This window comes from Xenorhabdus sp. PB62.4 (assembly GCF_014467285.1).
Taxonomy (GTDB): Bacteria; Pseudomonadota; Gammaproteobacteria; order Enterobacterales; family Enterobacteriaceae; genus Xenorhabdus.
Map to the genome: position 1 here is coordinate 155614 of NZ_NKHR01000002.1, position 23332 is coordinate 178945.

Here is a 23332-nt window from a genome sequence, read left to right on the forward strand (position 1 = left end):
ATCAATACATTATGAAACGATAAGTGCTGATGAGTATTGAGGATTAAGTCCTTTGCCGCCATTTTGCAACTGCGATAACGGGTTGTATATCAAGGCATCATTCAGGTGGTCAGGTGCAAAATGGGCATATCTCATTGTCATCTTGATATCGGTATGTCCCAGTATTCTCTGCAAGACAATGATATTGCCTCCGCTCATCATAAAATGTGATGTGAATGTGTGGCGCATCACATGGGACGATTGGTGAGATGGTAACTCTATACCAGCTTGCTTAACGGCTGTACGAAAAGCATTGTAGCAAGAGCTAAATAACTTCCCTTTTCTCTTCGGTATCTCATCATACAGCTCTTTAGTTATCGGAACTGTGCGTAAGCAAATCTTTTGCTCGGCTTTTAGCACAAAAATTTAGTAGGGTAATAATTTGTTGATTTGATAAAAAAGCCATTTCCTTTTCACCCGTGTTGAACGCTCTGATGTTTTTTAATGGATTCTCTGCTTTCCATTCTCCAAGCCTATGCAATTCATTAAACATAGCACGGAAATATGCCAATTCATTATTGACGGTACTAGGTGCTACAGGTTTTAACCTGTCCGCATACCCATTTAACCTTTTTTCTCGATAAATAGAAAACAGCTTATTATCAAATTCGGTTACAAACGGATGATCCATTTCTTTACAAGCAAAGAGCATTCTTTTTTTACGGTGTTCGCCATCGCTTAGGGTTATGTTATGTGCTCGATACCAGATATTAACTAGTTCAGAAAGAAGACGTTTATCTTGCTTTTCTCCAAGCCAAGGCTTGTCTACCGTTTCATCTAATACATGGCGTTCGTAGGCAATTGCTTCACCTTTGGTAGCGAACTGTTTACGGATTCTGCGTCCGTTCCTGCCATTAGGATAAAGCTCAACTAGCCATTTGCCATTAGATTGTTTCTTGATGCTCATGTTTATTTCATTTATTAGATATTAGAAAAGTAAGATATTGTGCTTTAGCTCAGGAGGATAAACTTGTTCGTATTCATTTTATTGGCGTTGCCCTTTTTACCTTATCGGTAAAAAGCAACGCTATTTTTTAGTTTATATTACGAATTCAGGATTTTTTCTTTTTGTGCTAAAAACTACGTGGATGCGGCAGGTTATCCGCATTATGTGTTTGCGGTGGCGCAGATTGATGGTGATGGGAATATTACTGATTTGCGCAGTAAAGGCGCATTGAGCGACCAAAATTTAAAAACCCTTGAAAATCAGTTAAAAATCGACCTGAATCAAAAGATTGATTCGGTGAACATCACTGAGCGGCTAAAGAGTTGCAGTAGCGAGAAACCATAACTTACCGTAGGGTGATATTAACCTTTGTTTAACATTAGTAGTGCCTATTTTTATCCCCAGATAATGATCTTGCTTTTTTATATTTTTGTATTAGCTACTGAAATGATAAAGCACCGAATGGCAAAGGAAGGTAAAAATGGATTGCTTTTATTTAATGAGTTGATCTTTCTAACAAAAAAAATCAAGGAGAGAATAACAGCAAATCTTGCGCAAGCCGCGTATTATCTTGCGTCAGCTTACTTGTCTAAAACTAATACACAGGGTTATCCACAGGAATAGTGGATAACTCAGCAAACCCTATTGGGCATGGGAGGTTGCGGAGTTACCCTTGTTTATAAAATTCTCCAATAATGGGAAATTTTTATTCTATTTTAGAATTGAGTTGCGCTATTTTTTGTTCAAAAATAATGCAATCATTGTTGAGATAAGGCATTTTTTATATAGAGAAACTAAATTTCGCTTCTCTCCAGCCGAGGATTTTAACTAACGCAAAGTAAACAATTAGTTAACCAATACATCAATGTTTATATATTTCCCTACATTATTATTATCAATTGATTCCCCCAGATGGGGAATAATCCCCAACAAAGGGGCAGGTATCATGCGTTCCAGCGTTTCCAAATACGCCGACTGGCGTTTACCTGCCGGTTCGATTTCATTAGCAACCCAACCTGCCAATTTCAGTCCTGAATGTTGAATTGCTTTTGCTGTCAATACCGCATGGTTAATACAGCCTAACTTGATACCCACGGTCAAAATTACGGGTAAGTTCTCCTGAATCACCCAATCAGCAAAGGTCGTATTTTCCGATAATGGGGTATACCATCCCCCCGCCCCTTCAATTAAAACCCAGTCAGATTTTGCCGTCAGTACTTCCAGCCCTTTTGATAATATCGAAAAATCAATGGGTTGATTTAATTCGGCACTCACGATATGGGGCGATGTAGGCTCCACAAATACCAAAGGGTTCACTTCCTGATAAGTTAATGGCACAACACTATTACGCTGTAAAGCCAAGGCATCACCATTACGTATCCCTTCAGTTGTTACTTCACTGCCCGATGCGACCGGTTTATAACCTGCTGTTTGATATCCCTTTTTATTCGCCGCTTGCAGTAAAGCGCAACTAACCACTGTTTTACCTACTTCAGTATCAGTTCCGGTAAGAAAATATTTACTTGTCACAATGAATGACTCCAAAAGCAATTTGATAGCTTAATGGGTAGCTACCATTATTCCGTGGATATGCCTCATCAAGAGCATTCAGGCGTTTTCTGGTCATTAATCCCTGCTTGCGTCCATGATGAAGATGCGTTGCACCGATTCCTTTCAAAGAATTCAGTAAAGGCAGGAGCTGTGAATAATGCTGACGATATTGCCGTTGAATAACTTTATGTCGATACGGTTGACATGCTTGTGTAATGGTTTTCAATGGCAAAAATTGATTAGTGTGCCGATAATCGTCTACTCGCTTCCACGCGGTTTCCAGTTCATGCAGAGAACCTTGTACGAGCGTGGAAAATACGATAAGCCCACCGGGATAGGTAACACGATAAAGCTCCTGCAAGGCACGTGACAAATCATTGCACCACTGCACTGCCAGATTGCTGAAACAGACATTTACGCTGTTGCCGGCCAATCCCAAATGTTCGATATCTCCTTGCAGATAATAATTGGCCGCTTGCTGCTCGCGAGCATGATTCAACATACCGGAAGCCAAATCCAACGCGATGACTTGTTTGCCTTGTTGTTTCCAACGGGCACTGAAAAAACCCGTTCCGCAACCTGCATCCAATATCCTCATACCGATATCTTCTGCCTGCGCCAGCGCCATCAAGTATTCACCCGTTTGCTGTTGCAGTTTAGCCACCGTGTCATACTTGGAAGCGGCGCGCCCAAAGGCACTGGCAATGGCGTGCTTATTAACCGATTTAACAGCCAGATCCATGCAATGCCTCTAGTAATACATCAATATCCTGTTGGGTATGACTTGCCGTCAGTGTAATACGCAGGCGGGCACTTTCCGGAGGAACAGTGGGAGGCAGTATCGCCGTAACCCACACATTTTTCTGCCTGAGCGAATGAGATAATTCGATACAACGTTGGTTATCGCCTACAATGAGCGGCTGAATCGCTGTTTCTGAATCCATCAGAGCAAGAGGTAAATGCTGAGCTTCATGGCGAAAGTATTGAATGTTGTTGCGCAACATTTGACGCAGTTCATCCCCGGCCCTGATTTGTTGTACCGTTTCAGAGAGAGCAACCGCCTGCGCCGGTGGCATTGAAGTACTGTAAATCAGATGTCGAGCGTATTGGAGCAAGTACTCTGCGGTTTGCTCATCACACAAGATTGCAGCGCCGCTCAATCCAAATGCTTTACCAAAGGTGACGACCAGAATTTCCGGTTTGACATTTTTCGCCCAGCAACTGCCGCGTCCTTCCTCTCCCTGAATACCAATACCGTGGGCGTCATCCACCATCAGCCAACTCTTTGCAGAACTTGCTTGCTGAGCAATAATTTCAAGCGGAGCGCAATCTCCATCCATGCTAAAAATGCCTTCCGTTACCACCAGCGTTTTACCCGTACACTCTTTTTCCAGATGCTGTTTCAACGAATTCACATCATTATGTAAAAAACGTCGTAGCTGTGCGGGCGAGTGCATAGCCGCTTCCATCAAAGAGGCATGGCTGAGGCGATCAGCAATAATGCGATCATCTTTTTCCATCAAAGCCGCAATCACACCCTGGTTGGCAGCATAACCAGAAATAAACAGCAAGGCGCGAGAGTAGCCCAACCATTCAGCTAATTGCTGTTCTAATGTGTAATGCGCTGTTGTGTAACCCGTGACATGCCCCGATCCTCCACTGCCCACACCATATTGCTCTGCCCCTTTCTGCCAAGCAGCAATAATCTGGGGATGCCGGCTCAATCCAAGATAATCGTTACTGGAGAAATTGAGATATTGACCATCAGAGGTGGATAATAAGCGGCCATCAGAACCCAGATGGACTTGTCTGCCACGCCATAAAGAGGTAGCCCGGCGTTCGGCCAAACGTCGGGAAAGTGAATCTGACCAGTTCATCATATTGCCGCGTTGTAGAATTGTTCGTTATCAGCATTATTAAAAATGGCTTCAGTCAAGTTCTGTTGCTGTTGATTGTCACCAAATGCCGTCTTTGTCTGTTGAGGGTTAATACCCAACCGACGGAATAACTGGAGATCTTTATCTTCATCTGGATTTGGCGTGGTCAGCAATTTACAGCCGTAGAAAATGGAATTGGCACCCGCCATAAAGCACATAGCCTGAGTTTGCTCGTTCATCTGTTCACGTCCTGCGGATAGACGGACATGCGATTTCGGCATCATGATCCGCGCTACAGCAATGGTGCGGATAAAGTCAAAAGGATCGACATCTTCGTTGTTTTCCATTGGTGTTCCCTTCACTTTTACCAGCATATTGATAGGCACACTTTCTGGTGGCTTCGGTAAATTTGCCAATTGCACCAACAATGCTGCGCGGTCACGTATCTGCTCCCCCAAACCAACAATACCGCCTGAGCAAACTTTAATGCCCGCATCCCGGACATTATCCAATGTATCCAGCCTGTCCTGATAACTGCGGGTCGTGATGATATTGCCGTAAAACTCTGGTGAGGTGTCTAAGTTATGGTTGTAGTAATCCAGACCTGCCTCTGCCAAACGCTGTGCCTGAGAGTAATTCAGCATTCCTAAAGTCATGCAGGTTTCCATTCCCAATGCTTTGACTTCTCTGACCATTTTTTCCAGATATGGCATATCACGTTCATGCGGGTTCTTCCAGGCAGCCCCCATACAGAAGCGGGTAGAACCCGCATTTTTAGCTTTATGCGCGGATTCAATGACTTTTTCCACTTCCATCAACCGCTCTTTTTCCAAACCCGTTTTATAGCGGGAACTTTGTGGACAGTATTTGCAATCTTCGGGACAAGCGCCGGTTTTTATCGACAGCAATGTACTGACTTGTACCTGCTGTGGATCAAAATGTTCGCGGTGTATTTGCTGTGCCTGAAATAACAACTCAAAAAAAGGTTTATCAAACAAATCCTGTGCCTGCTTGATAGTCCATTGTTGACGTTCGCTCACAATCACATCTCCAATATGAAAAAATGTTGCCAGTTTAAATAACGCCGCTATCATGTCAACCAAAACTAACGATCACAGGTTTACAAGTAATTTGTTATGAACCCTTCAGATATTGAATTTGACCTGCGCCATATTTGGCATCCCTATACATCCATGACTCATCCCCTTCCTACCTATCCTGTTGTATCTGCGACAGGTGTGGAACTGGTTTTATCAGATGGGCGCAAGCTCATTGATGGTATGTCTTCATGGTGGGCAGCTATTCACGGCTATAATCATCCTGTACTCAATGAAGCCGCAAAATCGCAAATCGATAAGATGTCCCATGTTATGTTTGGCGGCATTACCCATCCTCCTGCGATAGAGCTGTGTAAACAATTAGTGGCGATGACACCTGATTCTCTGGAATGTGTTTTTTTGGCAGATTCGGGTTCTGTTGCTGTCGAAGTTGCCCTAAAAATGGCCTTGCAATACCGGCAAGCCAAAGGGGAAATACGCCAACGATTTTTGACACTGCGTCATGGTTATCATGGCGATACCTTTGGCGCTATGTCTGTCTGTGATCCCGATAACTCCATGCATAACCTGTATAAAGGTTATCTGCCAAACCATCTATTCGCCGATGCGCCTCAATGTCAGTTCGGTGATAAATGGCAACCAGAAGATCTCGATTCTTTTAAACGATTATTGTTGCAATATCATGATGAAATCGCCGCCGTGGTTCTGGAGCCAATTGTTCAGGGTGCAGGTGGAATGCGGATTTATCATCCGGAATACCTACGTCAAGTTCGCCAGCTCTGTGATGAATATCAGATCCTGCTGATTGCAGATGAGATAGCGACTGGGTTTGGACGGACAGGTAAATTATTTGCCTGTGAACATGCCCAGATCGAGCCGGATATTTTATGCTTAGGCAAAGCGTTGACGGGGGGATATATGACATTATCAGCAACACTGACAACTCGTCATGTCGCTGAAACTATTAGTCAAGGTGAAGCGGGTTGTTTTATGCACGGCCCAACTTTTATGGGGAATCCACTCGCATGTGCTGTAGCCAGTGCCAGCCTCAAATTACTCTCCGATAGCCCGTGGCAACAACGTATTCAATCCATTGAAACTCAACTAAAAGCGGAATTACTTCCGTTAAAATCACACAGTGCAGTCGAAGATGTACGGATATTGGGTGCTATCGGCGTTGTCGAAATGAAACTTCCTGTTGACGTAGCTTCACTACAACGCCATTTTGTTCAACATGGCGTATGGATCAGGCCATTTGGCCGGTTAATTTATTTAATGCCACCTTATATTATTCAGCCGGAACAACTGTCAAGGCTGACAAATGCGATTACCTATTCGATGAGTTAAAGATAATAACCAATATTGGTTGTAACAGTAGCTTATTGAACAACGAAATATATACCTAATAGATTTTTGGTTACATAACGGCGGTAGAAAACAACTCCTCAGGATCATAGACAATTTATGTGACTGTGGTGAGTGAATGCCGCCTGGAACCATTGTCACTATCCAATCAGAAGAAAGTAATCAATAAAATAAATATCTTATGTTAACCACATAGAAAACCGTAATATTGCGTAAATAAAAATAATAAATTAAAAATAATTGCGTCCTCTTAGAACACAAAAAAGTCACTAAGATAACCTTGGTTGATAACTATTAATAATAAGCCAATAAGTACTTTATATCACTTTCTCAGTATTTTCATGATATATTCAGGACAATCATTTTTTCCAAGAAATTATTGCACATAATACTTACTTAAAAAATAAAAACCTTTTAAAAAGAAAGAGGCATTAATCATGAATAAAGAAGGACTAGTTCTTCCTGATATGGAAGATATGCAAAAAGCATTTGAAATTTCCAAGAAAATATATAAAGAACAACAATCTCACTATGAAAGTGTTTCAAAAGAAAAACCGGAATTAGAACATCTATTTACCAGGCATCCCAAAATGATTTCACTATGTGGTTATGGCAGTGGGCTGTCAGAATATATTAGTGGTTACTTTAATATTAATACATATCGACAGTGCGGAAATTATCCGTTTATTCAATTATCTTCTTTTGCTACAATCGGAAATGTTCCCAATTATGGACAAAGAGTCAATTTCAACGGATATATTCAGGGCGGGTATGATATGCCTGAAGTTCATTTTGAAAACCTCTTCCTTGGTGGAGTCGTGCAAGATATTCAATCTATTATCAATGCCCCACTAAATCTTCAACTATTTATTAATCCCGAAAATGTTATTTTACGCCTTTTTGAGTGGAATCTTTATTTAGGTGATTTAGTGACTATATATCAACATAACTTCCAAGCTCCTATGCCTATTGAGTTTTCAGGAACGGGTTCTTTTTCTTTTGCATAATATCGATTAGCCGCGCCAAAACAGCGCGGCTCAGTTTTAAGACTGAAATATCTATATCTTCATTTTCCAAAACATCTGTCAACTTTCTTACAATAATCCCTTTGATAATTTAACTCGCCTTTCTGATAAAAAATAAAAGTACGTTACTATATTCTCAAAAAACACTCACTGATAAATATTAGTTACCAATTTCCGGCATCTTAAGCCCCTTAAAAATAAATTCTCTGATATATTCAATCTAGAAATTGCATTCATTGAAATAAAACAGGAGAATATTATGAATAATGAAAATTTAATTAATCCTTCTAACGAAGAAATGCAGGCTATATTTGAGAAATCTAAAAATAGCTATGAAAAAGAAATTTCACATTATGAAGCTCTGATGAAAGAAAAGCCTGAGTTAGCCCATCTGTTTGCAGAGAATCTTAAGGAAGAGTCTTTAACATCTCCTGTACGGTTACAGCCAGAGTTTGTTAGTGGAATTTTTAATATTAATACCTATTATCAATATGGAAGTTACCCCTTTATCCAAGTATCATCTTATCCTGCTATAATTGGACACGAACTCAATACAGGGAAAAGAACGAATTTTAACGGTTATATTTATGGCGGGTATAGCACCCCACTGATAAATCTTAATAATATTTATCTTGGTGGGATTGTAAAAGATGCTCAATCTATTGTAAATATGCCACTCAACTTCCAACTTTATATTTACCCAAGAAGTATTATTCTGCGTCTACTTAGAGGAAATATCTATTTAGGCGATTTGCACTCAATGAATCTGAATCATATATTGATCACGTACCCCATTGTTTTATCAGGGGTTGGAACTTTTAACTTGATTTGAGTGAAAACTGTATTAATTCATCATCCTAGAATCAATCATCTATTTGATGAAAAATAGATTTTGATTTTCAGCTCTTAATTTGTAGGACTGTGGCAAAGGAATATCCCCCAGCCACACCGTTAACGGTGTGGCTGGGGTAATTGATCACAATTCATGCCCATAAATATTGCAAATAAAACTTGCCGCGCCCAAGATAGCGCGACTCAGGTTTACAATGCTAATACCGTTACCCACATCGGACCTTTGCCAACCGGATAACGCGCCAGTTGAGTGAGCTCTCCCGAATATTTGTCAATGCGTGACACTGAAATATGATCTGATTTTTGTCCTGATGCAATTAGGAAGTTACCACTGTGATCAATGGCAAAACCACGCGGTTGGGTTTCTGTCGGGTAATGTCCGGCCAATGTCAGGTGATCACCCTCTTCTGATACAAGTAAATGGCTGATCAGGCTCTCTGAACGTTCACTGGTATAGAGATGGCGGCCATCCGGTGTAATGTGAATATCAGCCGACCAACGAACACTGGAAAAATCCGTTGGCAGTGAATCAACCGATTGCACAATGCGATATTTTTCCCATTTACGCAAAACATCAACGGTTGAATCCAACTCATTAACACAATAAATCGCCTGCTTTTTCGGATGGAAGGCCATATGCCGCGGGCCCGCACCTGTTGCCGTAGTGATTTCATCAGCCCTGCTTTCTGTCAGGTAACCTTGCCCATCCAAATTAAAAATACGGATATGATCTTCTTTCAGGCATGGAACCAGTAGTTGACGATTTTCCCGGTCAATATTGGCAGAATGTGGGGCTTGCAAACCTTCCACAACTTGAATCGGAGCCTTAGCGATACCGTTTTCATCAATAGGATGAACACTTAAGTTGTTGAAACTATAAGAAGCAGAAAATAAAAAACGCCCGGCTCTGTCGGTTGAGATATGCGTAGGACTACCCGGCAATGGGGCTATTGCCTGCTGTTCAAGGCATCCATCTTCCCCGATGGTATAAGTGACGATGCTGAATTGGGGGCGAATCCCCACATATAAGTGTTTGCCATCAGGATGAACTACCATCGGTTGTACTTCACCGGGTGCATTTACTGTCTGAAGAAGCGAAAGTTCTCCTGCTACATTAAGCGACCATACGTGAATTTGCCGACTATTCGGGCTGGCTGTATAAACCACCTGTTTCATTTTCTCTCCTTAATGCTTCATTACCATTTCATTGATCTGTAATGACTCTTGAAAATTTTTGTCTGTTAGACTGCTCACATAACAGTTCAACTATTTTTAACTACTGTATAATATTTGCTTACACCATAGACAACCAAGAGGCCAACTCATGTCATATCGCGTTATCGCGCTGGATCTAGATGGAACATTGCTCGATCCACAAAAACGTATTCTGCCAGAATCACTGAGTGCCCTGAATGACGCCCGACAATCTGGTATCAAGGTCTTAATTGTTACTGGTCGTCATCATGTCGCCATCCATCCTTTCTATCAAGCGCTACAACTCGATACCCCTGCAATTTGCTGTAATGGAACTTATTCATATGACTATCCTGAAAAGAAAGTATTAGCTTCGAATCCCCTTTCTATTCAAGAAGCCAATCAAGCGCTTTCTTATCTGCAAAACACGGAAATTGAGCATTTGATGTATGTTGATGATGCCATTTTATATCAATTTCCCCATACTGTAGCTCGAACCCGTGCATGGTCAGACTCTTTACCTGAGCATCAACGTCCCAATATCCAGCAAGCCAGTAGCTTTCAGGATGCAATTCAGGATGTTAATTTTATCTGGAAATTTGCCACCAACTCTTCAAATCTAGTGAAACTCCGTGAGATCAGCGAACAAATTGCAGAAAACGTGGGCCTTGAGTGCGAGTGGTCATGGTTTGACCAAGTTGATATTGCCAAAAAAGGTAACAGTAAAGGGATGCGTTTACAGCAATGGGTAGAATCCCAAGGCATGAGTATGAAAGATGTGGTTGCTTTCGGTGATAATTATAACGATCTTAGTATGCTGGAAACTGCCGGACTTGGCGTTGCCATGGGGAATGGTGTTGATGCAGTCAAAGAGCGAGCAGATCTTGTCACACAGGATAATACCCAACCCGGTATCGCTGAAGTTATTCGGAAATATGTACTTTAATTGCCCTTAGCATCAATGGGAGCAATGGGAGCGAACCAGCCATGAATTGTATGATTTCCGACTACGCTCCCCCAGATGTTTTATAAGTGACGATTTAACGAAACACTCTTTATCTGCGCATACAACCATTGCCCTACACGCAGGTTAAGCTCTTCCTGCGCCCAAGAGGTAATTCTCGCCCACAAGAAATGTTCACTCAACGCCAATTTGACATCAACCTGCCCGCCGTCTTCAAAAAACTCGATGACTTTTACCTGCAAGGTGTTACGAATGCTACTTACTTTTGGTGGTTCCAAAACTAAAGAAATATCTGACGCATCAATGCGAATACGTAAATCAGTTCCCGGAGCTGCATCAATTTGTGGTAGCCAAAGGGCTTTATCAGCCGCTGCCACGGCAGTCATTTGATAACGCTGATGATGTTCCATCACAGACACTTTCAGTATGCTGCTCAGGCTCTCTTTTTGTAACCACGGACGCAATGCACTACTCGACCAAACATCTTCTAATGTGCCTGTCGCCTTGACTTTTCCTTTATCCATGACAATTACGTTATCCGCCAAACGCAAAATTTCATCCAAACTATGGCTGACATAGAGGATCGGAATTCTGACATCTTCGGACAGTTTTTCGAGATAAGGTAATAATTCACGCTTACGTGGTAAATCCAGTGAAGCTAATGGTTCATCCATGAGCAAGATTTCAGGCGCAGTCAGCAATGCACGACCAATCGCTACTCGCTGTTTTTCTCCGCCAGATAACGTGGCAGGAAAACGTGACAGCAAGTGCTCAATGCCTAATAAACCAATGATATTGCCAAACTGCGGTTTCATTTCCGGTGCCATGCCGTATTGTAAGTTGCCTTTCACCCGATAGTGAGGGAAAAGACGTGCATCCTGAAAAACATACCCAACCCGGCGCTTTTCTGCTGGCAGACAGATATTTTGCTCCGTATCCACTAAGGTTCGACCATTTAAGACAATTCGGCCTTTTTGTGGTTGGGTTAATCCCGCAATGACATTAATCAATGAGGTTTTCCCCGCTCCTGAAAGGCCGAATATGGCAGTGATGCTTTCAGTCGGTAAAGTGGTATCAACCTGCATGTGCAACTCACCCAAACGTTGCTCAAAATCCAGTTCTAACATGCAGCCCCCAGACGTTTTCTACCCCAACGAGTCAGCCACTCGGAAAGCATCAATGAAACCAGAGCCAATACAACAGCCACTACACATAAACGTGCTGCTGCTGTTTCAGCACCGGGCGTTTCTATCAATGTATACATGGCAAGAGGAATGGTTCGGGTTTCTCCCGGTATATTCGAAACAAAAGTGATGGTCGCACCAAATTCGCCCAAAGAACGGGCAAATGCCAGCACCGCACCAACAATGATGCCTGGTAATGATAACGGCAAAGTAATGGTGAAAAAAACTTTAAGCGGGCTTGCCCCCAATGTCCGAGCAGCTTGCTCTAAACGCCGGTCTATACTCTCCAGTGACAACCGAATGGCTCTGACCATCAGCGGAAAAGCCACCACAGCCGAAGCTAATGCCGCTCCCGTCCAGTTAAATGCAAAACTGACACCAAACCAATCATAAAGGAATTCACCAATCACTCCCCGACGCCCCATGCTGATGAGCAGCAGGTATCCCACCACCACTGGCGGTAATACCAGTGGCAGATGGATAATGCTGTCAAGCAGGGACTTACCAAAAAACCGACAACGAGCCAACATCCATGCCATTAAGATCCCGAATGGCAAACTGAATAACACGGCAATACCTGAGATTTTTAAGCTCAGTAAAATTGTCCGCCATTCATATTCACTTAACATCTCCAAAAGATCAGTTCCTACAGTGAACTAAAGCCATAACGTTTAAAAATTTCAGCGGCTTCAGGGGTTTTAAGGTAGTCATAAAAATCACGCACAGCCTGTTTTTCATGACCTTTGATTATCACAATCGGGTATTCCACCGGTTTGTGGCTTTCTGGTGGAAATACGCCCACAACTTTTACTTTTTTGCTGGCAACGGCATCAGATCCGTAGACTATGCCCAGTGGCGCTTCTGCCCGCTCCACCAGCGCCATACCACTGCGCACATTGTTGGTACGAGCCATCAGTGGATTCACCATATTCCATGCTTTCAAATATTGCAGTGATTCCTTGGCATATATACCAACAGGCACATGATCAGGATCACCGACTGCTAAGCGACCACCTGCCAGCAAGGATTTCCATTTTGTTTCCTTATTGATATCGATTTTTTCCAGCTTACTCTCTTTAGGGGCGATCAAGACAAGCCGATTACCCAACAAGGTATGGCGGGTATTCTCAACAATTAATTGTTTATCAGAGACGTAATTCATCCATTGTTGATCGGCAGAAATAAAGATATCGGCAGGTGCTCCCTGTTCTATCTGACGTGCCAATGTTGAAGATGAAGCGTAGGAAGCAACAATATCTCTTTGTTTTTCTTTCTTATATTGCGCTGCAATATCGTCAAGTGCATTAGTCAATGAAGCGGCAGCAAAAACTGTCACTTTATCCGTTGCCCAAACGTTTCCAACCAGTGCAAAAGAAACTACGGCACCAGTCAGCAGCTGATAAACTTTCTTTTTCATTTTATATTCACCCAGAGAATCAATATGGTGCGTCGTATATAACAAGATATAACGTTAAATGAAAATGCTATTCAGATATTAATCGGCAAGTTGTGAGCCAGTTTTAGCTTTTGCATTAATTCAATGCAAAAATTGCAGTATCAAAATAGGAAAAAATATCAGCAAATAGATATAACTTATCAATGTGGCACCAAGGTGAAACGGTATCGTATACAGTGCCATGTGCTGTTGTATCGAAATTGCTAATGCGTGCCGCAACAATTCTGGTGGCCGTGGCGGCGGTGATTTGGTGGGGGAAAAACGCGTCAAAGGGATCTTATGCCGTAATTAAAAAAACAAACCCTGTTATTTCAAACGGGGTTTGTCAGCGGCCTGAGCCCGGAATATACAAGCCCATGGAAAAAACCAGATAGCAGAAATGCGGCAATTAACTCAAAATTACTGTTCAATGCCTTTTGTTTCGCTTTTGGAAATGATGTTAAACAATTCCCCTAGCCCATAGATCAATCCCATAATCACTACCATCACAACAGGGATCATAACCAGTGCGAGTCCCAAACTTTTAATCAATTCAAGCATACAAACCTCATATCATAAATGACCACTATCCAGTCATTCTAGACAATAAAAAAGTAACAGTAACCGACGAAACGTGCGATTCTTATCGTTATCCTATAAAAACTCGCAAATATTTGCCCGAAATGAATCACTATGCAAGCCGAAATATTGTTAACACTGAAATTGCAGCAACGCCTGTTTGCTGATCCACGACGAATCGAGCTGCTTAAACAGATTAAAATCACCGGTTCTATCAGTCAGGGCGCAAAGCAAGCAGGGATAAGTTATAAAAGCGCCTGGGATGCCATCAATGAAATGAATCAACTCGCAGATGAAGTATTGGTAGAACGTGCCACAGGCGGGAAAGGTGGTGGGGGAGCCATACTTACACACTATGGCGAACGTCTGTTACAACTTTATGATCTGCTGGCAAAAATTCAACAAAAAGCTTTTGATGCTCTTAAAGAGGATTCGCTGCCCCTAGATAGTCTGCTTGCCGCCATTTCTCGATTTTCATTACAAACCAGTGCCCGAAACCAATTTTTTGGCAACATTCTTGAGCGCAACCATGAAAATATCCAACAACACGTTCGGGTCCTGCTGGCAGATGGAAAAACATCAATCTATGCGGCTTTAACGGAACAGAGCGCAAATCGATTAAATTTAGTAACAGGGAAAGAAGTTCTGGTGTTGATTAAAGCTCCGTGGATAACCTTAACTAAAGAGCCTCTCTCCTCCGTTTCATACGATAATGCCCTGCCCAGCCAAATCAGCCACATTGAAACAGGAACAGAACACAGTGAAGTTATTCTGACGCTCAATGGCGGCGAATCCCTTTGTGTTACATTGCCTAATCAGGAAATGGAACGCCTGAAACTCCAACCAAATGATCTCGTCACCGCACTGTTCAATGCTGATAAAGTGATTATTGCAACTTTGTGCTGACGACTTGTTAATCCCTTCTATCCCCTGATAAACCGCCTGTCAGGGGAATTTCAATTCCTTTCCTCTTTCAGCAAGACAATATTCAACAGAGCCTCACAATAGAATAGATTTCAAAAATCATTACCCCTTAACTATTAACAGACAACTACACATTGACATTGACCATCATTACGCTTATTTCTGATGATTCTTTAGTTGATGTTGCTTAAATAAGGAAGAAGAATGTCTGAATTGCAAATAACGCAAGGTAGTTTCCGTTTAAGTGACACCCGTACTCTGCGGCTACCGTCACTGAAAATTATTTCTGGAGAAAATTGGGCCTTTGTTGGCGCAAATGGCAGTGGAAAATCTTCGTTGGCTCAAGCTCTGTCAGATGAATTAATTCAACTGGCAGGTGAACGTTATTGCTCATTTCATACACCAATACGCCTCTCTTTCGAACAATTGCAAAAACTCATCGACGAGGAGTGGCAACGAAACAATACTGATTTACTCAGTGAAGACGAGGAAGATACCGGGCGCACTGCCGCAGACATCATTCAGCTTTATCATAAAGACAATGAGTTATGCCTTGAATTGACTAACTATTTCGGCATTAAAGATCTGCTCTCGCGGCGTTTCAAATACCTCTCAACTGGGGAAGTCCACAAGGTTTTGCTTTGTCAGGCATTGATGGCTGATCCTGATTTATTGATCCTTGATGAGCCTTTTGACGGGTTGGATACTTATGCACGTGGCCAACTTTCCCAATTATTGGAATCGCTGGCAGCAAAAGGCATTACTTTAGTTTTGATCTTAACCCGATTCCATGAACTCCCTGACTTTGTCGAACAAATCGGTGTATTGGCAGACTGTCACCTGACTTTAGCCGGAGAAAAACAAAGTATTTTGGCAGAATCTCTCATAGCCCAATTAGCACACAGTGAAGGGCTGAAAAATATTCATCTTCCCGAAACAGATGAATACCGTGCGGATGAACAACTTCCAACCGATCAACCATTAGTTTCAATGCGTAATGTTATTGTCCAGTATAATGACAAACCCATTCTGCACGGCCTGAACTGGCAAGTGAATCCTGATGAACACTGGCAGGTCATTGGTGAAAATGGTGCCGGCAAATCGACCTTACTCAGTTTGATTACAGGTGATCACCCTCAAGGTTATAGTAATGAGTTAATATTATTTGGCCGGCAACGAGGAAGTGGTGAAACTATTTGGGATATTAAACGCTACATTGGTTATGTCAGTAACAGTATCCATTTAGAGTACCGCGTCAGCATCAGTGTCAGAAATGTCATCCTTTCTGGTTTTTTTGACTCGATAGGGCTGTATCAAGCCGTTTCAGATCGGCAACAACAACTGGCTGATGAGTGGCTGAATTTACTGGGATTATCTGGGGAAACAGCAACCAGCCCATTCCACAGCCTGTCATGGGGGCAACAGCGGCTCGTTTTAATTGCCCGCGCTTTAGTGAAACACCCTGCCTTACTGATTCTGGATGAGCCATTACAAGGGCTTGATCCCCTAAACCGTCAACTGGTTTTGCGCTTCATTGATATCATGATCGCCAATGGGGATACGCAACTTTTGTTTGTTTCTCATCATCAGGAAGATGCGCCAGAATGTATTACTCATCGCCTAAGATTTATTCCTGATGGTGATGTTTACCGATATGAAACCGACAATATTTTCCAAGAAGCCCTGTAGTCCCTTCCTTTCTATACCGTGAACCTTCTCTGTGAGAGAAGGTTCTGCCGTTATCCCTCCAACCAATGATTTTGTAAAATCAAATACTATTTTTTGATATTTTTATTATTATTTTTGAATTTTTTAACGGTTGCTATAAAATCACCGCCTATTTTTAGACTATTTCGTTGTTTTTTCCAAAGATAATAGGGAATTATATGGCTTGGGCATTACTTGCCGTTTCATTGGCGCTTTTGGATAGTCGCCAGAAAATTGCTTTTTTCATCGCGTTCTTGGCTATCATTGCTGGAATCAGCACTAACGTGCTTACCTACCCCGCCATAATCACACTAACAGTGATTACCATTTTGGGTGTAGCACACATTTACTACAAAAAACATTTTGTTCTTAGCACTGTTATAGAGGTGGTATTAGTCATCTCTGGTATTTTGCTGTTTATACATTACCTTCCGGGTTTCCATAATCTCAAACATCTGGACAAAGTACAGGCAGGCCCACTAAGTGCACCTTTCTCAATGTATTTCAACTTTGACAAGGCACTGCTGCCATTCATCTTATTATTCTGCCTGCCCACTTTGTTTACCCGGAAACCTGTGGTGAATGCTCCCCCACATGGATGGGCGTTATTAATTGCAGCTATTCCGGCATTATTATGGCTTGCAACCGTGTTAGGTGGATTGTCCGTTGAACTCCATCTACCTAGCTGGTTTCCTGCTTTTGTTCTTGCTAACCTTTTCTTTGTTTCGCTTGCTGAAGAAGCGCTGTTCCGTGGCTATATTCAACAAAAGTTGAGCCAGTGGATGAATCCTTACTTAGCGCTGATTATCACCTCCCTGCTTTTTGGTGCAGCTCACTTTGCGAGTGGTGGCTTGATGATGGCTTTCGCGACATTGGCTGGTTTGATTTATGGCGTAACATGGATGTGGAGTGGTCGTTTATGGGTAGCTGTTGCTTTCCATTTTTCACTCAATCTGATACATCTGTTGTTTTTCACCTATCCGATAAAATCAGTGGTCATGCACTAAGCTGAATTTTACTTGATCAGAATTGCATCCCTGTAATGGTGGATGACAATTCTGATCAAAACAATTTCGCTTAAAACAACTCAGATCAAACATTCTTTTCCTCCCCCAATCAAATAAGTCTCTGTCGTTACTGTCACCAAATATGATTTAAAACAGGAGTTACGAGACTATTGTTTGCCGTTTTGGCCTTTCGCGCCATATAATGCCCGCAGCGATCATTTCATTTCGTATTAAAAAGTACTGATAGGAGTTTAAGCTATGGCTGTAACTAAACTGGTTCTTGTAAGGCACGGAGAGAGCGAGTGGAACAAAGAGAACCGTTTTACTGGCTGGACTGACGTTGAATTGTCTGACAAAGGCCGCTCTGAAGCACAACAAGCAGGTCAATTGTTGAAACAAGAAGGTTTCGCTTTTGATTTCGCCTACACTTCTGTTTTAAAACGTGCCATTCACACTCTGTGGAATATTTTGGACCAAGTCGATCAGCAATGGCTGCCAGTTGAAAAAAGCTGGAAACTGAATGAACGTCACTATGGCGCATTGCAAGGTCTGGATAAAGCAGAAACGGCTGCTAAGTATGGCGATGATCAAGTTAAATTGTGGCGTCGTGGCTTTGCTATCACTCCTCCTGATTTGACCAAAGATGATGAACGTTACCCTGGTCATGATCCTCGCTATGCAAATTTGAAACCAGAAGAACTCCCAGTTACAGAAAGCCTGGCAACCACCATTGAGCGTGTTGTTCCTTATTGGGAAGAAGTGATCAAGCCTCGCGTAGAGAAAGGTGAAAAAGTCATCATTGCTGCTCACGGTAACTCTTTGCGTGCTCTGGTGAAATACCTAGATAATATGGGCGAAGAAGAAATTCTTGAGCTGAATATTCCAACTGCTGTGCCACTGGTTTATGAATTTGATGAAAACATGAAACCTATCAAGCACTATTATCTGGGTAATGCTGACGAAATCGCAGCAAAAGCTGCTGCTGTAGCCAACCAAGGTAAAGCGAAGTAATCTTCTAAGATTCAGGCAAAGACAGCACTAAGCAAACAGTGTTAAAAAAGTTTAGTATAAAGCCGGAATAATCTCCGGCTTTTTTTCGTGATGAATTAGCTTCTGCGACTCTGAATAGCCTGAGATAGCTGGCGAAGTAATGTTTCCGTATCTTCCCAACCAATACAGGCATCTGTCACACTCTGACCATAAACCAAAGGCTCGCCGCTATCCGGATTTTGGTTTCCTTCGACCAGATGACTTTCAACCATCACACCAATAATCGCATTTTCGCCATCTGCGATTTGACCACACACATCGGCTCCCACATCCATTTGTCTCTTGAACTGCTTGGCGCTATTTGCATGACTGAAATCAATCATCACACGAGGAGGTAGCCCTGCTTTCACCAATCCTTCCTTAACAGCACTGACATGTTTGGCACTGTAATTCGGCTCTCTACCGCCGCGGAGAATAATATGGCAATCGTGGTTACCGGTTGTATTGACAATCGCAGAGTGGCCCCATTTCGTGACAGATAAGAAACAATGCGATGAACCAGCGGAATTAATGGCATCAATAGCAACTTTAATTGTACCATCCGTGCCATTTTTAAAACCAACCGGACAAGAAAGCCCAGATGCCAGCTCACGATGAACCTGAGATTCTGTTGTACGTGCACCTATCGCACCCCAGCTCATGAGATCTGCCAAGTACTGAGGTGTAATCATATCAAGAAATTCACCCGCCGCTGGCAACCCCATATCATTAATGCTGAGCAGCAGTTTACGGGCCATACGTAATCCATCATTAATATCAAAGCTACAATCCATGTTCGGATCATTAATCAACCCTTTCCAGCCGATGGTTGTACGAGGTTTTTCAAAGTAAACCCGCATAACGATTTCCAAATCAGCTTTAAGCTCTTCACGCAATTTATTTAAGCGACTTGCATATTCTAAAGCCGCTTGTGGATCATGAATTGAACATGGGCCAATCACTACCAATAGACGATCATCTTCACCAATTAAAATGTTATGAATAGATTCACGTGCTTTACGAACAGTAACAGCACTATCTTCTGTCGCAGGAAATTTTTCGAGTAATGCAACTGGTGGTAGTAATTCTGTTATTTTTCTTATTCTTATATCGTCATTCTGGTAGTTCATTGTCCTTTCACCTAATGTGTTTACAGTTATTTGAAATAATTTTGTGATCTCAATCTAACTGTTAGGCGTGATGCTGTAAATAATCTTTGTGAGTAAAAATAAGATACTGTTTCTACAGAAACAGTCATTTAATGTAAAAATAATGTTAACTCAGATAATTGAACTAATTAGGAGGGAATAATTTATGGTAAAAAACTAAATAATAGGCCATAGGCAGATTGATTATCTATGACCTGTTATTAGCGCTGATTTAAATTTTATTTAAACAACTATCCGTCATGCTTAGCTGCCTTAATCCACAGATGTGCACCATTCAATGCAATACCCGTCAAAATAATATATTGCAACGACATCGCCAAAACGCCTTGGTGATAATAAATTACAATGCTGATGACATTGATAATAACCCATATCAGCCAGTTTTCCACATGCTTACGCGTCATCAATATCATTGCCACTATCGATAATACTGTCATTACTGAATCCCAGAATGGGAAAGCATCAGGCTGCAAGTCAGGCATAATAATACTGAAACCCATGCCCTGTAAGGCAAGAACTACAATTTTTGCCATATAGCCAAAGATTTGATCGATATTGAACGTCATAATCGATATAGCCAGTATGCAAGCTGTAGCAACCATGATCATCTGTTTGGGTTTAAGCCAACGAATTTTAAGCTCTACTTGCTTTTGATCGTTAACCCGGCTCCAAGCGTACCAGCCGTAGATATTAGCAGCGAAGAAAAAGATTTGTAGGATAAGACTGGCGTAGAGTTGAATTTGGAAGAAGATTACAGCAAATAGTGAGACATTAATTAACCCAAATATATAATTGATGATTTTCTCCTGACTGGCGAGCCAAATACATAATAAGCCCGCTATCGTACCTATCGCTTCAATATATGAAAGGTTATAACCACCTGTTCCTAATGGGATGTGTACTAATATGTTATTAATGTTGAAAAAATCCATGCTTTCTTATCCTTACCATAAGTTATGTTTAGTATATCTATACAACAAACGTCAAATTACAAGATAAATTAGCTATTTTTCTTTTTGGTGTTTTGCATACTAAACAAGATAGCGGATTTATAAATAAGATTCAACAAACACTTAACCATCTCCCATGCAGTACACTTTTAATACGAGTTGTTGATGATAGTGGTATGGAATTATCTGATACGATTTACCTTGCACTATTGGCCTTTCACATGTCCTTTCACGATGAAATTCGTCATATAACTGGTTGTGTAAATAATGATGCAGGTGTAAATAATGATGCAGAATGAACTAACTCTTCCTCCTACATTTGTTTATCGTTTAGATCAACGAAGCGAACAAGAAATATTTTCTCATGGATTTACTAGCTGGGGAGCGAATGAAGATTTGGCAGCACATGTCAATGGGATCAGCACAAGAAATCGCACTTCAGCTTATATAGCAACTACGTCAGATCATGAGTATATGAGAAGACTTATGCGAATCTCCGCGATTGCACAAAACAAAATTGCTGAAAGTCCTCCTGATAAATTCTACGTATATAAGATAATCACAGGCAATGATTTCATTCATGTTGCAAATAAGCTTGGAAATACCGCGTTACTACATATGGAAGGGTTTATAAACAGGCAACAAGAATGGGTAGCATTACGTAAGATCCCACCTAGTAAGATAATAGAAGCAGAGGTTTATGAGCGAAAAGAAGATGGGAAATATATTAGAATTAAGATAGTTAGCCGGGCTACTAATTGGTAGATAATAAAACTTTTTGGCTATAAGAAATTTATTTCAGGCTACCATTCAGATGGTGGGTCGTGCAGGATTCGAACCTGCGACCAATTGATTAAAAGTCAACTGCTCTACCGACTGAGCTAACGACCCATCTAAGAAGTGCTTGATTTGAGGATTTAGATGGTGGGTCGTGCAGGATTCGAACCTGCGACCAATTGATTAAAAGTCAACTGCTCTACCGACTGAGCTAACGACCCATCTAAATCTGCTTGGCAGTTATCCCTGCCAACGGCGGCATATATTACTGATTTCTCATCGCGGCGCAATGTTTATTTTAAAAAACTGGTTTAAGTGCCTACTAATCAAACAAATATTCCCCAAAAGACCGATAAGTGACCTTTCAGGGATAATTATTACATCCCAGAAAGCTTTTTTTCAGCCATTTTAGCCGCATTAGTACCAGAATATTGCTTAACAACTTGCTGATAAACCGCTTTCGCTTTATCCTTTTGCCCCTTTTCCTGCATAATTAAACCTACTTTATACAGGGAATCACTGCTTTTTTGCGACTTAGGATAATCTTTCACGACAGTAGCAAAATAATATGCCGCGTCGTCTTTCTTACCTTTGTTGTAATTCACCTGCCCTAACCAATAATTAGCATTCGACGAATATTTGGACTTAGGATAGGTTTTAACGAAATTTTGGAATGCAGCAATCGCCTTATCATACTCTTTAGTGTTAATCGCCAAAGAGACAGCCGCATCATAATCCCCTTTTTCACTTCCCGTACTCGCTGACGCAGCAGGCTGTTTATTCCCGGTTTGTGTCGAAGAGGTAGCGTTATTACTTCCTGAATTTGAACCTTCCGCTCCTGATGGATTAGTAATCTTATCCAACTGCAAATAAAGATCTTTCTGGCGTTCAATAATCTGATTTAACTGATATTGGTTTTCCTGAATTTGACCACGGAGTGTATCGATATCACGTTGAGAATCAGAAAGTTGTTGCTGGAGCTGAGTTAATAATTGACTATGAGCGTCAGAAATACGCTCTAATTGGGAGAGGCGCTCATCGGTGGAGCCTGAGCCTACATTACTGATTGGCGCTCGGGCAGTAGCGGCCCAAGGAGCCGCTACGCCAACCAATAACGACAGACCCAACACATAACGTCTGAAGTTACTGTTCATGCATTACTCTTAGTATACGACTACAGCGCGACGGTTTTTCGCGTATGCTGCTTCGTCATGGCCAAGTACAGCCGGTTTTTCTTTACCGTAAGAAACGATAGCGAGTTGATCAGCGGAAACGCCTTTGCCTTGCAGGTACATTTTCACTGCATTCGCACGACGCTCACCTAGAGCGATATTGTACTCTGGAGTACCACGTTCGTCTGCATGACCTTCGATAGTGACTTTAACAGATGGGTTAGTGCGCAGGAATGCTGCGTGTGCATCCAGCATCTGAGCAAATTCGCTGTTGATATCGTACTTATCGAAACCGAAGTATACGATATTGTTGTTTTGCAGCTCTTGCATCTGCTGACGTGCTAATTCTTCAGCAGACAGACCTGCTGCTTTAGAAGAATTATCAACAGTGCCTACACCAGACTGATCATTGCTGTCATTTTTGGTATTACTACACGCTGCTACGGCCATGATTGGTAAAGCTAACATCAGCCCTTTTAGCACTTTGTTCAGTTGCATCTCTTTGATCCTTTTATAGTTTGCCATACA

Annotated in this window: 23 protein-coding genes, 2 tRNA genes and 1 pseudogene; 10 read left to right on the forward strand and 16 right to left on the reverse strand. The window is 41.8% G+C overall.

The genetic code is table 11. From position 1 onward, the window contains the following. Positions 1-9: 9 nt before the first annotated feature. Positions 10-946 (reverse strand): annotated as a pseudogene (locus Xenpb_RS02560) (tyrosine-type recombinase/integrase). Positions 947-1123: 177 nt separating this feature from the next. Here Xenpb_RS02560 and Xenpb_RS02565 point away from each other — a divergent pair. Further along, positions 1124-1330: a hypothetical protein gene (locus Xenpb_RS02565; protein ID WP_187653094.1), complete on the forward strand. Its 207-nt coding sequence runs from the start codon at positions 1124-1126 to the stop codon at positions 1328-1330. A 501-nt stretch (positions 1331-1831) separates the two neighbouring features. On the opposite strand, the gene bioD is transcribed toward Xenpb_RS02565, so the two are convergent. The 4 genes from bioD to bioB are packed head-to-tail and all read right to left on the reverse strand — an operon-like array spanning position 1832 to position 5453. Continuing rightward, the gene (gene bioD / locus Xenpb_RS02570; RefSeq protein WP_187652961.1) at positions 1832-2515 is read right to left on the reverse strand and encodes a dethiobiotin synthase; all 684 of its coding nucleotides are present in this window, start codon (positions 2513-2515) and stop codon (positions 1832-1834) included. Further along, positions 2505-3278, reverse strand: coding sequence for a malonyl-ACP O-methyltransferase BioC (gene bioC / locus Xenpb_RS02575; protein WP_187652962.1), 774 nt, complete (start codon positions 3276-3278; stop codon positions 2505-2507). Before bioC ends, bioD begins: the two co-directional genes overlap by 11 nt. Continuing rightward, positions 3262-4413: an 8-amino-7-oxononanoate synthase gene (gene bioF, locus Xenpb_RS02580; protein ID WP_187653081.1), complete on the reverse strand. Its 1152-nt coding sequence runs from the start codon at positions 4411-4413 to the stop codon at positions 3262-3264. The genes bioC and bioF overlap by 17 nt, the downstream gene beginning before the upstream one ends. Then, entirely contained in the window at positions 4413-5453 is a 1041-nt protein-coding gene (gene bioB / locus Xenpb_RS02585) for a biotin synthase BioB (RefSeq protein WP_187652963.1), read from the reverse strand. Before bioB ends, bioF begins: the two co-directional genes overlap by 1 nt. 96 nt (positions 5454-5549) lie before the next feature. On the opposite strand from bioB, the gene bioA reads away from it, so the two are divergent. From bioA to Xenpb_RS02600, 3 genes are all read left to right on the forward strand, one after another. Next, complete coding sequence (bioA, locus tag Xenpb_RS02590; RefSeq protein WP_187652964.1) at positions 5550-6818, forward strand: adenosylmethionine--8-amino-7-oxononanoate transaminase; 1269 nt, start codon at positions 5550-5552, stop codon at positions 6816-6818. Positions 6819-7273: 455 nt separating this feature from the next. Beyond that, positions 7274-7843: a hypothetical protein gene (locus Xenpb_RS02595; protein ID WP_187652965.1), complete on the forward strand. Its 570-nt coding sequence runs from the start codon at positions 7274-7276 to the stop codon at positions 7841-7843. Positions 7844-8120: 277 nt separating this feature from the next. Next, positions 8121-8693: a hypothetical protein gene (locus Xenpb_RS02600; RefSeq protein WP_187652966.1), complete on the forward strand. Its 573-nt coding sequence runs from the start codon at positions 8121-8123 to the stop codon at positions 8691-8693. Between the two features lie 209 nt (positions 8694-8902). On the opposite strand, the gene pgl is transcribed toward Xenpb_RS02600, so the two are convergent. Then, positions 8903-9889, reverse strand: coding sequence for a 6-phosphogluconolactonase (gene pgl, locus Xenpb_RS02605; protein ID WP_187652967.1), 987 nt, complete (start codon positions 9887-9889; stop codon positions 8903-8905). 148 nt (positions 9890-10037) lie between these two features. Between pgl and Xenpb_RS02610 the strand changes: the two genes are divergently transcribed. Then, positions 10038-10853: a pyridoxal phosphatase gene (locus Xenpb_RS02610; RefSeq protein ID WP_187652968.1), complete on the forward strand. Its 816-nt coding sequence runs from the start codon at positions 10038-10040 to the stop codon at positions 10851-10853. A gap of 80 nt (positions 10854-10933) precedes the next feature. Here the strand turns inward: Xenpb_RS02610 and modC are convergent, their stop codons facing one another. The 4 genes from modC to Xenpb_RS02630 form a co-directional block, all read right to left on the reverse strand. Beyond that, the gene (gene modC, locus Xenpb_RS02615; protein ID WP_187652969.1) at positions 10934-11998 is read right to left on the reverse strand and encodes a molybdenum ABC transporter ATP-binding protein ModC; all 1065 of its coding nucleotides are present in this window, start codon (positions 11996-11998) and stop codon (positions 10934-10936) included. Next, positions 11992-12684, reverse strand: coding sequence for a molybdate ABC transporter permease subunit (gene modB, locus Xenpb_RS02620; protein WP_187652970.1), 693 nt, complete (start codon positions 12682-12684; stop codon positions 11992-11994). Before modB ends, modC begins: the two co-directional genes overlap by 7 nt. A gap of 17 nt (positions 12685-12701) precedes the next feature. After that, positions 12702-13472, reverse strand: a complete 771-nt coding sequence (gene modA / locus Xenpb_RS02625) for a molybdate ABC transporter substrate-binding protein (RefSeq protein ID WP_187652971.1) — start codon at positions 13470-13472, stop codon at positions 12702-12704. 438 nt (positions 13473-13910) lie between these two features. After that, positions 13911-14051 carry an AcrZ family multidrug efflux pump-associated protein gene (locus Xenpb_RS02630; RefSeq protein ID WP_187652972.1) on the reverse strand — a complete coding sequence of 47 codons (141 nt, stop codon included), beginning with the start codon at positions 14049-14051 and terminating at the stop codon, positions 13911-13913. A 132-nt stretch (positions 14052-14183) separates the two neighbouring features. Between Xenpb_RS02630 and modE the strand changes: the two genes are divergently transcribed. The 4 genes from modE to gpmA all read left to right on the forward strand — a co-directional run bounded on the left by modE (position 14184) and on the right by gpmA (position 18718). Further along, entirely contained in the window at positions 14184-14975 is a 792-nt protein-coding gene (modE, locus tag Xenpb_RS02635) for a molybdenum-dependent transcriptional regulator (RefSeq protein ID WP_187652973.1), read from the forward strand. Between the two features lie 222 nt (positions 14976-15197). Next, positions 15198-16682, forward strand: a complete 1485-nt coding sequence (gene modF / locus Xenpb_RS02640; protein WP_187652974.1) for a molybdate ABC transporter ATP-binding protein ModF — start codon at positions 15198-15200, stop codon at positions 16680-16682. A gap of 197 nt (positions 16683-16879) precedes the next feature. After that, entirely contained in the window at positions 16880-17707 is an 828-nt protein-coding gene (locus Xenpb_RS02645; RefSeq protein ID WP_187652975.1) for a CPBP family intramembrane glutamic endopeptidase, read from the forward strand. Between the two features lie 258 nt (positions 17708-17965). Further along, on the forward strand, positions 17966-18718 hold the full coding sequence (gpmA, locus tag Xenpb_RS02650) for a 2,3-diphosphoglycerate-dependent phosphoglycerate mutase (RefSeq protein ID WP_047963186.1): 753 nt from the start codon (positions 17966-17968) through the stop codon (positions 18716-18718). Between the two features lie 95 nt (positions 18719-18813). Here gpmA and aroG read toward each other — a convergent pair whose 3' ends face one another. Beyond that, on the reverse strand, positions 18814-19866 hold the full coding sequence (gene aroG, locus Xenpb_RS02655) for a 3-deoxy-7-phosphoheptulonate synthase AroG (protein WP_187652976.1): 1053 nt from the start codon (positions 19864-19866) through the stop codon (positions 18814-18816). Between the two features lie 269 nt (positions 19867-20135). Continuing rightward, a complete protein-coding gene (gene pnuC, locus Xenpb_RS02660) occupies positions 20136-20837 on the reverse strand; it encodes a nicotinamide riboside transporter PnuC (protein WP_187652977.1) in 702 nt (233 codons plus the stop codon). 303 nt (positions 20838-21140) lie between these two features. On the opposite strand from pnuC, the gene Xenpb_RS02665 reads away from it, so the two are divergent. Next, a complete protein-coding gene (locus tag Xenpb_RS02665; protein ID WP_187652978.1) occupies positions 21141-21620 on the forward strand; it encodes an enterotoxin A family protein in 480 nt (159 codons plus the stop codon). A 50-nt stretch (positions 21621-21670) separates the two neighbouring features. On the opposite strand, the gene Xenpb_RS02670 is transcribed toward Xenpb_RS02665, so the two are convergent. The 4 genes from Xenpb_RS02670 to pal form a co-directional block, all read right to left on the reverse strand. Next, positions 21671-21746 (reverse strand) — tRNA-Lys (locus Xenpb_RS02670). A 31-nt stretch (positions 21747-21777) separates the two neighbouring features. Then, positions 21778-21853: transfer RNA gene (locus Xenpb_RS02675), tRNA-Lys, on the reverse strand. Positions 21854-22009: 156 nt separating this feature from the next. Then, positions 22010-22786, reverse strand: coding sequence for a cell division protein CpoB (gene cpoB, locus Xenpb_RS02680; protein ID WP_187652979.1), 777 nt, complete (start codon positions 22784-22786; stop codon positions 22010-22012). 9 nt (positions 22787-22795) lie between these two features. Next, on the reverse strand, positions 22796-23302 hold the full coding sequence (gene pal / locus Xenpb_RS02685; RefSeq protein ID WP_099114570.1) for a peptidoglycan-associated lipoprotein Pal: 507 nt from the start codon (positions 23300-23302) through the stop codon (positions 22796-22798). Between the last annotated feature and the right edge of the window lie 30 nt (positions 23303-23332).